The sequence below is a fragment of the Halobacillus andaensis genome, from assembly GCF_014636475.1.
Taxonomy (GTDB): Bacteria; Bacillota; Bacilli; order Bacillales; family Halobacillaceae; genus Halobacillus_A; species Halobacillus_A andaensis.
The window spans coordinates 1,411,564-1,423,374 of sequence record NZ_BMEL01000001.1 but is presented as its reverse complement, the minus strand read 5'-3'; the positions used below and the strand labels follow the sequence as shown (position 1 = coordinate 1,423,374).

General features: G+C 34.6%; 9 protein-coding genes, 15 tRNA genes and 1 rRNA gene. 22 read left to right on the top strand and 3 right to left on the bottom strand.

The features are described 5' to 3' along the window. The first annotated feature begins 192 nt into the window (after positions 1-192). From rrf to IEV27_RS07325, 19 genes are all read left to right on the top strand, one after another. A 5S ribosomal RNA gene (gene rrf, locus IEV27_RS07415) occupies positions 193-306 on the top strand. A 10-nt stretch (positions 307-316) separates the two neighbouring features. Next, positions 317-391: transfer RNA gene (locus IEV27_RS07410), tRNA-Asn, on the top strand. 7 nt (positions 392-398) lie between these two features. Next, positions 399-491: transfer RNA gene (locus tag IEV27_RS07405), tRNA-Ser, on the top strand. Positions 492-508: 17 nt separating this feature from the next. Beyond that, positions 509-583 (top strand) — tRNA-Glu (locus IEV27_RS07400). A 7-nt stretch (positions 584-590) separates the two neighbouring features. Next, positions 591-666: transfer RNA gene (locus tag IEV27_RS07395), tRNA-Val, on the top strand. A gap of 52 nt (positions 667-718) precedes the next feature. Further along, positions 719-795 (top strand) — tRNA-Met (locus IEV27_RS07390). A gap of 36 nt (positions 796-831) precedes the next feature. Further along, positions 832-908 (top strand) — tRNA-Asp (locus tag IEV27_RS07385). Between the two features lie 39 nt (positions 909-947). Beyond that, positions 948-1,023, top strand: a tRNA-Phe gene (locus IEV27_RS07380). Between the two features lie 13 nt (positions 1,024-1,036). Further along, positions 1,037-1,112: transfer RNA gene (locus IEV27_RS07375), tRNA-Thr, on the top strand. 19 nt (positions 1,113-1,131) lie between these two features. After that, positions 1,132-1,217 (top strand) — tRNA-Tyr (locus tag IEV27_RS07370). A gap of 24 nt (positions 1,218-1,241) precedes the next feature. After that, a tRNA-Trp gene (locus IEV27_RS07365) sits at positions 1,242-1,312 on the top strand. 12 nt (positions 1,313-1,324) lie between these two features. After that, positions 1,325-1,400 (top strand) — tRNA-His (locus tag IEV27_RS07360). A 21-nt stretch (positions 1,401-1,421) separates the two neighbouring features. Then, positions 1,422-1,496, top strand: a tRNA-Gln gene (locus IEV27_RS07355). 9 nt (positions 1,497-1,505) lie between these two features. Beyond that, positions 1,506-1,580 (top strand) — tRNA-Gly (locus IEV27_RS07350). 60 nt (positions 1,581-1,640) lie between these two features. Further along, positions 1,641-1,714, top strand: a tRNA-Cys gene (locus IEV27_RS07345). A 6-nt stretch (positions 1,715-1,720) separates the two neighbouring features. Beyond that, positions 1,721-1,802, top strand: a tRNA-Leu gene (locus tag IEV27_RS07340). 160 nt (positions 1,803-1,962) lie between these two features. After that, on the top strand, positions 1,963-2,955 hold the full coding sequence (locus IEV27_RS07335) for a tyrosine-type recombinase/integrase (protein ID WP_188376765.1): 993 nt from the start codon (positions 1,963-1,965) through the stop codon (positions 2,953-2,955). 681 nt (positions 2,956-3,636) lie between these two features. Beyond that, positions 3,637-4,443: an abortive infection family protein gene (locus tag IEV27_RS07330; RefSeq protein WP_188376764.1), complete on the top strand. Its 807-nt coding sequence runs from the start codon at positions 3,637-3,639 to the stop codon at positions 4,441-4,443. A gap of 17 nt (positions 4,444-4,460) precedes the next feature. Next, complete coding sequence (locus IEV27_RS07325) at positions 4,461-5,600, top strand: hypothetical protein (RefSeq protein ID WP_188376763.1); 1,140 nt, start codon at positions 4,461-4,463, stop codon at positions 5,598-5,600. A gap of 425 nt (positions 5,601-6,025) precedes the next feature. Here IEV27_RS07325 and IEV27_RS07320 read toward each other — a convergent pair whose 3' ends face one another. Continuing rightward, positions 6,026-6,328, bottom strand: coding sequence for a hypothetical protein (locus tag IEV27_RS07320; protein WP_188376762.1), 303 nt, complete (start codon positions 6,326-6,328; stop codon positions 6,026-6,028). 208 nt (positions 6,329-6,536) lie between these two features. On the opposite strand from IEV27_RS07320, the gene IEV27_RS07315 reads away from it, so the two are divergent. Further along, a complete protein-coding gene (locus IEV27_RS07315) occupies positions 6,537-6,677 on the top strand; it encodes a hypothetical protein (RefSeq protein WP_188376761.1) in 141 nt (46 codons plus the stop codon). 15 nt (positions 6,678-6,692) lie between these two features. Here the strand turns inward: IEV27_RS07315 and IEV27_RS07310 are convergent, their stop codons facing one another. Continuing rightward, positions 6,693-7,928 (bottom strand): YonV family putative phage-derived protein, encoded by a 1,236-nt coding sequence (locus IEV27_RS07310; RefSeq protein WP_188376760.1) that lies wholly within the window; start codon positions 7,926-7,928, stop codon positions 6,693-6,695. Between the two features lie 398 nt (positions 7,929-8,326). Here IEV27_RS07310 and IEV27_RS07305 point away from each other — a divergent pair, with 398 nt between their 5' ends. Then, positions 8,327-9,808: an ApeA N-terminal domain 1-containing protein gene (locus tag IEV27_RS07305; protein WP_188376759.1), complete on the top strand. Its 1,482-nt coding sequence runs from the start codon at positions 8,327-8,329 to the stop codon at positions 9,806-9,808. 117 nt (positions 9,809-9,925) lie between these two features. Here the strand turns inward: IEV27_RS07305 and IEV27_RS07300 are convergent, their stop codons facing one another. Further along, positions 9,926-10,423 carry a tyrosine-type recombinase/integrase gene (locus IEV27_RS07300; RefSeq protein ID WP_188376848.1) on the bottom strand — a complete coding sequence of 166 codons (498 nt, stop codon included), beginning with the start codon at positions 10,421-10,423 and terminating at the stop codon, positions 9,926-9,928. Positions 10,424-11,549: 1,126 nt separating this feature from the next. Between IEV27_RS07300 and IEV27_RS07295 the strand changes: the two genes are divergently transcribed. Then, complete coding sequence (locus IEV27_RS07295) at positions 11,550-11,810, top strand: helix-turn-helix domain-containing protein (protein WP_268235638.1); 261 nt, start codon at positions 11,550-11,552, stop codon at positions 11,808-11,810. Position 11,811: the final 1 nt, after the last annotated feature.

The window sequence follows — 11,811 nt, the reverse complement described above, 5'->3', positions numbered from 1 at the left end:
GACACGTGCAGCTGACGGATACTAATCAATCGATGACTTAACTATTTCCCTTTGTGAAAAAGTTTGATGACATGATGTCCGAAAGGTCTTATCCAGTTTTGAGGGTTTAGAAAAAAGTTTTCAAAAACCCTTGAATTTTTCTTAAAAGGACAATATAATATATCTTGTCCGCAAAAAAGAAAACCGAAAAGATCTGGTGACGACAGCGAAGAGGTCACACCTGTTCCCATGCCGAACACAGCAGTTAAGCTCTTCAGCGCCGATGGTAGTCGGGTCGATCCCCGTGAGAGTAGGACGTTGCCAGGTTATACATTATTCCACAGTAGCTCAGTGGTAGAGCAATCGGCTGTTAACCGATCGGTCGTAGGTTCGAATCCTACCTGTGGAGCCATTCTTCTGGAGAGCTGTCCGAGCTGGCCGAAGGAGCACGATTGGAATTCGTGTAAACCGTTCACGCGGTTTCGAGGGTTCGAATCCCTCGCTCTCCGCCATTTTAACATTTACGACTGGCCCGTTGGTCAAGTGGTTAAGACACCGCCCTTTCACGGCGGTAACACGGGTTCGAATCCCGTACGGGTCACCACTCATATGGAGGATTAGCTCAGCTGGGAGAGCACTTGCCTTACAAGCAAGGGGTCGCAGGTTCGAGCCCTGCATCCTCCACCATTTCGACTTCTCGAAAGAGAAACAATTATAGCAGACATCATGTCTACATTATCGCGGGGTAGAGCAGTTCGGTAGCTCGTCGGGCTCATAACCCGGAGGTCGCAGGTTCAAATCCTGCCCCCGCAACCAAATTAATTTAGCGCAGCTAAAACATAATTCTATAACGGTCCGGTAGTTCAGTTGGTTAGAATGCCTGCCTGTCACGCAGGAGGTCGCGGGTTCGAGTCCCGTCCGGACCGCCACTGATTACACATTTACATATGCTAGATCAATCATTGTTTGGCTCGGTAGCTCAGTCGGTAGAGCAACGGACTGAAAATCCGTGTGTCGGCGGTTCGATTCCGTCCCGAGCCACCATCTTTTTTGACTAGCCGGCCTAGCTCAACTGGTAGAGCAACTGACTTGTAATCAGTAGGTTGGGGGTTCAAGTCCTCTGGCCGGCACCATCAAGTGCTTTTATTACATGGAGGGATAGCGAAGTTGGCCAAACGCGGCGGACTGTAAATCCGCTCCCATCGGGTTCGTAGGTTCGAGTCCTACTCCCTCCACCATTTAATTTTATAATTCATTCAAATAGGGGTATAGTTTAATGGTAAAACTACGGTCTCCAAAACCGTCAATGTGGGTTCGATTCCTACTACCCCTGCTTTGTTTTGTGGCGGTTGTGGCGAAGTGGTTAACGCACCGGATTGTGGTTCCGGCATTCGTGGGTTCGATTCCCATCAGCCGCCCCATTTTTTTATCTAGTTAATTAATGGGCTATAGCCAAGCGGTAAGGCAACGGTTTTTGGTACCGTCATGCGCTGGTTCGAATCCAGCTAGCCCAGCCATTTTATACTGCGGGAGTAGTTCAGTGGTAGAACACCACCTTGCCAAGGTGGGGGTCGCGGGTTCGAATCCCGTCTCCCGCTCCAGAATATATTGCATCACATATATAATAAATGAATATAATCTATTAAATTCTTTATTTCAATGGCGGCATAGCCAAGCGGTAAGGCAGAGGACTGCAACTCCTTTATCACCGGTTCGATTCCGGTTGCCGCCTCCATGAAATGCCGGTGTGGCGGAATTGGCAGACGCGCACGACTCAAAATCGTGTTCCTTACGGAGTGTCGGTTCGACCCCGACCACCGGTACTTTAGATTATCAGTTATATTAAGTGAATATACCGTAATATCAACCGTTTTTCACATTGTGGAGAACGGTTTTTTTGTGTTTAAAAATCGTTTTAGTCTTTATTAAATACCTTCTGATCGTGTGAACTAAATCGTGTTCAATTAAGGGGGTGTATCAGTATTGGCTAGGCGTAGGAACGCTTTAAATGATTCTGAACTATCCTTTGTTCAACATAATAAGCAATCGTATGTGGAAAGTTTTAAAAGTGCTATAGAACTGTTCGAAAAGGACTGTGAGTTACGCAACTTAAGGCCTTATACCATAAGGTATTACCGTAATGAAATTTCAGCATACCTTAGTTATTTATCTGAACAAGGATTCGATTTAACAAAACTTAAGCCAATAAACATTACTGAAGAACAAATTAAAGAGAATGTCATTATGTATATGAAAAAATATAAAGGGTTAAAGGTGGTCACTATCAATACTCGTTTACGGGCATTACGTGCTTTCTTTAATTTTTTGTACCGGCATAAACATATACCTAAAAATCCTATGGCTAATATTAAGCTTTTAAAAGATAGGAAAGCTGTAATACCAACATTCTCGAAAGAACAATTAAATAAGTTGTTTAGGCAGCCTGATTTAAGAACGTTTATAGGATATCGTGATTATACGATCATGATGCTTTTCTTAGAGACTGGAATACGGGTCAGTGAACTCACTGGACTTACCCTTAGAGATATACGGTGGGAAGATAATTTAATCTGTGTACGAAATGCAAAGAGTTATAGAGAGAGATTAGTACCTATACAGAGTGAAATGAAGAATCAGTTAGAAAAATACTTAAAGTTACGTGGTTCAGTTAATTGCGAAGAGTTATTTATAACAATTGACGAGACACCATTAACCAGGCGTGGAATAATGCAAAGAGTAGAACGCTACGGGAAGTTAGCAGAGTTAAAAGGGGTAAGGTGCAGCTGTCACACATTTAGGCATACATTCGCTAAATTAAGCGTACAGCAGGGGGCGAATATTTTTGAACTACAAGCAATCTTAGGCCATACAAGTATGGAGATTGTTAAAACATATGTAAATTTATTTGGCACTGATGTAAGAGACAGTCATAAGAAATTTTCACCTGTTAAGGTCTTAAATAAAAGATATCACTAAACAAAAAGAAAGCCACCTTTTGCAGAAGGTGACTAATTTTAAAAATTAAACTATAACTGAATAGCTGTTTAACCAGCATTTTCAATTACCTTCATTTTATCAAAAAAATTGATATCTGCAAGGTTTAGTTTCCTATTGTCTTTTTTAGATAGGACAGTTGGTTATTCACTTGCTGGAAAGCCTAATAATAGCAAGTAAATCAAACCTTGAGAGGTAAGCTGAAGCCACTGCAATAAGTTCAGCGTTATTCACGTTAGCAGTTCCTTATTTCTGTGTGAATAGACTACGTGAAAGCTACGTTAGTGCTAGGCGTGGAAGGATGTTGCAATTACGGTTGCAGTAGGACAAGCCATAAGTACCAGTTGGGAAACTATCAGGGGCATCTGAAATAGTAGGTTTGTGTGGGGAAATCCAGCGATTAAATAAGGTGCATACAATACGGAAACCAAAATTCGATATACCATGTTGTGCAATTGCAAAAATCGTCTACTTCCTTACAAGTAAATTCTCACTTTATTTTCCTGTAGGTAGTCGATTTTTTGCACCAAGCCATTTTCCAAATTTCTCAACCCATGTTGGCAAAAACAATAACCCCTGTAAAATTCTTAATTATATTTCAAAAGGACTGGCGAAAACTGGTATAATTTGAGATAAAAGATATACATAAGGATGGGGTAGTAAGTGAGAAATAATACAGTGGATTTATTAGAATCTTTTAAGCAAAGCTTAAAATCAACATACGATATTTTTTCAGAAGTGAATCCTAGGGAAATGAACTATAATCGCTATATCACAGATGAAGAATTTAGAGAAGTCAGGCGAATAATCAAGAAGATAGATGAAGAGAGAGGTAAGGAAGCACCAGCTTTAATTTTATCAAATAGAACTATTGAGGAATTTTGCTTGGACATGGCTAGTGAAAATTGGAATGAAGACCATTTAAATTTTATAACCTATTTGTTTAATGACTATATAAATTTTTTGGAAGATAACATGTATGAAGTAGAGATGATGAAAATTGAATGCACTATTCCAGCCGAGTTAACTTTTGACCGTATACTTCAAGATTTTCAAAACTGTGATGATAGGATACAAAAAGAAGATTACTCTGGGGCTATAACTTCAGCACGGTCGCTTATTGAAGGTGTATGTAAGGAAATATTAGTCATAAATGGATTTAACAGTTTAGAGGGAGATAATCAAAAGTTACCTTCACTATTCAAAAATGTCCGCAATGTATTAAATTTAGATGCTAGTAACGAAAAACTTGAAGAACCTTTAAAAAATGTTATAACAGGATTGAATAAAGTGGTAAACGGCCTAAATGAAATTAGAAATATGAGTGGTGATGGGCATGTTGTAAAGAGAACTCCTTCAAAGCATCATGCAATTTTAACAGTAAATTCTGCTAAAACTATTGTAGGTTTTCTATTTCAAACCTATGAATATCAAAAAGAAAGGGGGACACTTCCTTTAGGAGAAGACTAATAGGAGGACAGACTTTTATGTGTAAAAAAATAGATTTAGATAGTTACTTAATAGATGAATTCAGGGAATTAATAAATGAAGAATCTTTCTTTTATAACCAATTAAGTAACAAAGAAGGTAAGAATCATTGGAATGTTTTATGTTCTGCTATGGACTGGATAAATACTGCAGCTGAAGGGTTACCGACAATTGAACTTAAATCAAATGGGTTCGGATATAATCACAAAGACACAATTAACTTAATGCAATATATAATTACAATTGATGTAATGGTAGAATCCATAATCCAATTATATAGAGTATTAGACCCTAAAAAGCCATATCCATTGAAAGGAAGTAAGGAAATATTTAACCATAATAAATTAAGTGATGACATTTATTTCAAACACTTACGTGCAGTTTTTAGTACCCATCCTGTTAATTTAAAAAGTTTAGACGGAGTAATAAGTGAAGATGGGGAAAAGTTTTATGCTAGTTGGGTTTATAAAGGTATAGAGAATGATTTTGCGGTATCATTATATAGTAATTTACCTGACAGAGATAAAACGAATTCTTTAGGTATTAATATAAGTGATTTAAACAAGTATTCTGAGAAACGCTATAGGTTATTAGAACAATTAAAAGAAAAGGCAAGTTTAATAAAGAAAGACCACCTAAGTTACTATAAATCTAGGGCTATTCAAACTGCAGGGGATTCTTTAGAAGATTTAAAGATACTCTTTGAGGAAAATAAAAAAAGGTTTGGAAGTAAGGATGGTTATGCCTCTTTAATAACCTACTTATACAACCTTTTAAAAGTTAGAATTAATGGTATGAATTACGAAGGCTTTTGTAAGGAAATTGTAGAAAATTATAGAACGTATTTAAAGTCATTAATCAGTGAAATTAAAGATGGGCTTCAAGAAATGATTATTAAAGAAATAAATTTAACCTTCCATACATACGAATATGAGTTTGAAAAGATTTATACTTACCTATATACTGGAGAACATTTATTGGGAGAGACATTTTATAATAATCTGTGCAATAAGTTATCATTTCCTTCTGCAGTATGTATAAGTAAAGATATGAATTTAAAACACCTCTTTTTAGATGCTTACCTTTTTAATATAACTAAAGAAGAGAAACAGACGTTTTCTTACCCGGATTTTTTTTAGTAAGGCTAAACACAGTTTGTATGTATATAAGTAAATTGGGTTATGTATTTTAAAAACACATTGAAGTTAATTAGTGAGTAATATTTAATTTCTTCTGTAATGTAAAGCAATGGTGAAAGCATTAAAAATTGGTCAATCTATTCCTATGAACTTAATAGGGGGAGGAGTAATGTTTTTTACACCTGATGCATATCGCCATTCGTCAATTTCGTAATTCTCTTGAATACTAATAGTTATCAAATTAATAGCCAATTCCCCCCCCTTTTATTACTAGTGATTTTATCAATTTACAGTTTACCAAAAAAACTCCATAGTAATAAAGTAATGGTATCGTTAGCACTTTAAAGTCCCAAGACGATACTTGGTATATAGATTATTTTTTCTCCTTTACCTATTAAGTCGAGTAACTGAAAAAGCTTTATAAATTACTGGATTTCTAGTTTTAAATAATTATTGCTTCCTGATACAGGCACTTTATGTAAGATCTCATTTATAAATTCATACAATACAGCTTCTACCTCCTTTGTTATCACATAGTTTAAGCTTAAAAGACCTAATGGGCCTATATATTTTAGTTTTATAAGCTGCTGATACTTACAGGAATCTACTTCAAATATCTTTCTTAGTTCCATAACTTCCTTCTCCGTAATTTGCTGGAAAACCTTAACTGTCAATTCCTTAATTAACTTACTTCCTTCTTGTGTTTCCATGTTCAATTTTTTTTTCATCTTAATCTCCACCTTTTGTATTATTGGTATTTACACCCCTTAAACAACTAGCAAGAGAAAAACAGACTTTTTTTAAAAAATAATTTTAATTTTAAAATATAAAGGATAAATATCCCTTTTGAAGAATATTACATTAAGGGGTATTGATTTTCTTGAACAGAATAAAGAGGTTAACGGATAGTATAACTTTATTATTGGGGGTATAGTAATGAAAGAAAAGAAAAGGCGAATAATCAGCTTTGATGATATATCATCACGGACTGAATTTTCTCTTGCTAAAGTTTTTGATCGCACCTCTACAGTTAAATCAAAAGAACAAAAAGAAAGCAAGGAAGAAAGAAAAGACTAGCTGCTGTATTAATAGCTAGTCTTTTTCTTTGTTGTTATCCAGATATTCTTCAAGGAGTCTTCTCATTCTTTTGCTAGGGATATATAGATTTATAGGATTTCCTTCTCTTATTTGGGAACGCCATATCCATTGTAAAAGTGTAGACAAAGCATACGTATCTTCATTTACAGTCACACCTCTAGATATAAAAAACTTCTTCTCGTAAGGGTGCATAAACTTATTAACTACATATGCCAGGGACTGCTTATGTTTAAAGTCATTTGTTGCACGTGCATTATGTTCAATAAAGCACACGTTTTTGGAAGACCCTGCATAACCATTCCCTTTTAGTTTTGGCTTATCATCTTTAAAGCAAGTCCACAAGTTAAATCTAGAAGAAGTTTTAGCATGTCTCCTGAAATACGTATAGATATTCTTCTTTAGTTTGTCAATTAGTGTTTTGTTATTATCCCTTCTAAACCAACTTACAGATAGTGCATTTCTTTCTTCTCCAATATTATTTAATTTCCCATCATATATGTTTATTAATGATTTTAGCCATTGCCTATTTTCAAGATTCTTTTCATTATGACTTACTAAAGAGTAATAACCATGTGAGTCTCTAGAAACACCCTTCACTTCATATTCAATTTCATTCATATCGAAATAGTACTTTTGCTGCTGTGCTTCAAATAAATAGGTCATTACATAGACATTTGTAAAAGCTTGAAATACTGATATAGGAAAAGACCAAAAGAGAATCGAGTTTTCATAAAAGATTAGGTTCTCACTTTTCGATAGAGTTTTAATTTCGTTATACTTTGTTTGTTGATAAGTACTTGTGTCATTCCACTGAACTACACCGGAGATTTCATCTACAGAAACCATGCCTGAATCAATTAGTAGTTTAAAATCGTCTCTATCTAAAGGAAACTGTTCAACCACATCCATTACTTCATCCAGAATAAGTGTATAGTTGCTGGCTTTTAAAAGGTCTATCACATCTTTGTCTGCTGACCTGAATAATGCATGGGTACTTACTATATCCCTTTCATTCATAATTAGCTTCTTAAAGTTGTCTAATTTTCCCTTTCCTTTGTTTTCAGGTTCGATAAAATTGCGGCCGGTTACTGCATTTTTAACTCTTTTAACTTCGTTTAGGAAAGGGGTAATATAGATGAAATTCTTTTCCTTATCTGCCTGCTTCATATACTGAATAGACCATGAAGTTTTTCCACTCCCCATAATGCTGTCTACAACATAAATATTCACACAAATCATCCTTCCGTTAGGTTTTTACAACCCTTAAACAACAGAAGGACTGAAATCAGACAGTACTGCATTTTAATTCCTGCACAAATTCTTAACAAACGTTGATATAACAATCTTTACAGCTTAATCCCTTAAAGAGAAATATATAATAACTGTACAATTAATTATACTGCTTCACTATACGTTCAGCAGGGGAAGACAAGCTTCCCAATTAAATGATTAAACCACCCCTGAACATAGTAAACATATTCAGTATTAATTACTGTAGTTTCTTCGAGAACTTGTTCGAGAAGGCGTAAGCATAAATGTTCAAAAAATATGTAATTGTTGGAAGGTATTTTCGCTGATTTAGAGAATATTACTTATGTAGTAAATTGAACTAAAGGTGGGGTTATCTATTGAACAGAAACAATAAGATTACAGACACTACAATGTTAGAAGATTTTAGTGTGCAAGGTCACTGGTGGTTACCGGGTAATGAAAATCAGGAAGTAAGTGGAAACCTATATTCGGAAGGACAAAACTTTTATCTTGAAACATTAGGTGTTTTTCATGATTTTGGTCCCTTAAGTGATGATAAGGTAAATGAACAGTATATTCATGGAATAACAGTGAAAGGGGAAAAAGTAACACTAATTAATACTTTCACTTTAAATGAAACGCAAAATATGCCGGGGATTCCACATCAAAAGTTACTGATTCCTTCATTTATTGTAGGTGATCACTTTACAGATTTAGAGGAGTTTAAATTTAAGTCAGTAACTTTATATGGCACTTATTTAACCGAATGGTTTCAAAGTAGTCCGTTTCATACTGAATTAATTAATGATAAAGATGGTAAGCTATTAAATTATTCAAGCACTTACATTACCCCAGAAGTAACATCTTATTATGTAGAAAGCATAAATGCTGAAATTAAGAACAATTTTATATTTAATACTACAAACAAAAGAAATGAGAATAAAAGTTTTAATTATAAGGAAGGAATTAAGTTAGTCCCTGAAGGTTGGCAGAATTATAAATGGTTTGAACATAAAATATTTAGCCTAAATAGACTAATGACTTTATTAATAGGTGAAGCTATGCATCTAGAACAGGTAATTTTTGAAGGAGAAGAAGAAAAAGATTCTTTTATTGGGGAAGACTCCCCAGAAATGAAAAGAACTAAGAAATATCATTTATATTTAAGTCAACGTAATGTGGAAATTAATGAAAAACTAAATTCACATAAAATGATGTTTACAAATCTTCAGCTAAAAGACAGCATAAAAGATATATTTAACAATTGGTTTCAGAAAGAACCTTTATTAAAGAATGTATATAATCTACATTTCAGCGATATTTTCAATAAAAAAGCTGATTTAGAAACAAAGTTACTTAATGCGGTTCAGACTTTAGAAGTTTATCATCGTGCATTAGGTTATGGTAAATTATTTGATGATGAAAAGAAAGATGAATACATCTCATTGGTTAATGAACTCTTAAAGGATACTCTAGAGGAGGATGTTCTAAATACTATTAATAAGAAAATTAGCCATCTAAATGAGTACACTCTTAATAAACGCTTAACGGATATAACAAAGGAGAGAATATCAGAGGAAACCAGAATTCTTTTATTTAACAGTACCAAAAATGCAAAGAACTTTGTTTTTAAACTGGTCAATACAAGAAACTTTTTAACCCACTATGATGAGAAAAAGGACATGAAAAAGTATTCAGGAGTGGAATTGTTTTATGCTACATCTATTCTAAAAACCCTTTCAAGTGTATTATTATTTAAAGAATTAGGTATAGATGAGAGTGAGATTATAGATACACTGAAATCTAACCATAGACTATTACAGGAGATACCTCGATCTAAAACAGCACTTAATTTATAATGAATAGTTATAATTTGTAAGAACTAACAAGCTTAATGCCCTGCGTATGAAAAAGAAAACGTAGGGCTATTTATTTTTTTGTAATATAAAAAAGAACCGGCCACTAGACCAGTTCATTTAGAGTACAAAGTCGATTAAGCTATCGTTCATTTCTTCCTGTGTGATACCAATATACTTTTTAGTTACTGCTATATTGGAATGGTTAAGTATTGCTTGTAGTATAAATATGTCATGAGTTCTTTTATAGTACCAGTACCCAAACGTTTTACGCATGGTATGAGTCCCTATACCTTCAGGAATATCAGCCATTTCACCGGCCTTTTTTAACTGTCTATATGCTTGCGTGGTACTTATCGGTTTATCGCCTTTACGACTAGGAAACAACCATTCAGAAGAATTAACATCAAGATATGATTGAATTTCAGGGTAAATATTCGTAAGGTTTATTTCCCTGAATTTATTGGTTTTCCCTTCTTTAACCTTCACCACTTTCTTCTTCATAACATCTTTCACTTTAAGTTTTAACATATCACCAACACGTAAACCGGTGTTAATACCAATCAGGAAAAGTATGTAATCTCGATCTGAACAGTGCCTTTTCAGTGACCATTTCATATCTTCTATTAGTTTTCTATCTCTGATTGGTTGCACATTCTTTATTGGATTGGGGTTCTTGTTCAATATTCCAGCATCCTTTCAGCACAGTAAAATCAATGTTTTGAATGTATGTTTTTTTTGATATGCTACAAGGATACGCTTGAAAGCTTGCAAAGTCAATAAATACATAATTTTGAATGTGTGTTTTTATAGTATTTTCATACATTCGGAAGGTAGAGTGGATTTTGAATTATAAAGGGAAGTGAAATGGCTTCCATAAAAAAGGTGGGTAGTGTTATAGTTAATTTGTCCTTAATACCGTCTAGCATGTTGACGGGGGTATACCTGTAATTTTTTAACGGGTGTACCCTTCTTTTTTTTAAGGGGGTAGGTGGTCTATTTTTTAAAGGGTGTAGGCCTGTTTTAAAAGGCCGTGCCTGTTCCTTTATATCAGTTTGACCTAGTAAGTATTGAGTAATATATAACGGCCTGTACAGTATCTTTCATGCAGTCACATACAGTACATATATACATACTATTCAGCGTACTATTTACAGTACTATTAGAGTTCATATTCCATATAGGAACACGAACATATTGTTATAACTGATCTTCTTCAGCTTGCATTGTTACGTAGAATAATTACGTGTTCCCCTAAACAATTACATATAAATAATTTCGTGTTCTGAAAACAAAACATTTTTATTTTAATTTCTTTTTATTTTTCTTTCCTTTTCAGCGTTCCTTCACCTGAACAGATCATTGAATATTAATCTTCAAAACCTTCAGCAGTTCCACCATGAAATAAGGGGGGTACATGGGGGGACGGGGGGTCTGGATTCGTGGGGTTAGCCTGTTGAAAATACACGTACCAAATTTTAGTGCTATTTGATTTTTCGGTGTGGAATTATTTTTGTTGAATCAGATACACATTTTCAATCTTTTGTCTGACTTTCCCTTCTAAAGCTGCACCTATTAGTAAGGAAAAGTAATCAACTGTTTACTTCCAACATGATATTCGTTTTATAACTTAGTGTCTGTAATTAGTACACAGGTTGTTTAAGGGTTGTCGGTACTTAGCCGGCAGCCTTTTTTATTATCTTCAGATCATATTTTATGAAAATCAGGGGGGGATTTATTGAAAATGAATATTCAACTATTAAAGCATTGTCGCCAATTGGCCGAACTAAACCAATCTGAACTAGCCAAAAGGGTACAGGTTGATCAGTCACTTATTAGTAAGATAGAAGCCGGTACTATTCCAATTCATGAAGAAACAGAAAGAAAAGTAAGAGAAGTATTTAAACATGAAGGCATTACTGCCGAATATATCAAGTTATTGTCAGAACTATTTGAAGCTAAAACAATGAAGAAACAAAGAAAGGAATGGCAGGAGGTACGGTAAC

Excerpts from the sequence above, each read along its gene's own strand:
- IEV27_RS07325 (WP_188376763.1), top strand. The coding sequence starts at position 4,461 with ATGTGTAAAAAAATAGATTTAGATAGTTACTTAATAGATGAATTCAGG.
- IEV27_RS07320 (WP_188376762.1), bottom strand. The coding sequence starts at position 6,328 with ATGAAAAAAAAATTGAACATGGAAACACAAGAAGGAAGTAAGTTAATT.
- IEV27_RS07315 (WP_188376761.1), top strand. The coding sequence starts at position 6,537 with ATGAAAGAAAAGAAAAGGCGAATAATCAGCTTTGATGATATATCATCA.
- IEV27_RS07300 (WP_188376848.1), bottom strand. The coding sequence starts at position 10,423 with ATGAAATGGTCACTGAAAAGGCACTGTTCAGATCGAGATTACATACTT.
- IEV27_RS07295 (WP_268235638.1), top strand. The coding sequence starts at position 11,550 with ATGAATATTCAACTATTAAAGCATTGTCGCCAATTGGCCGAACTAAAC.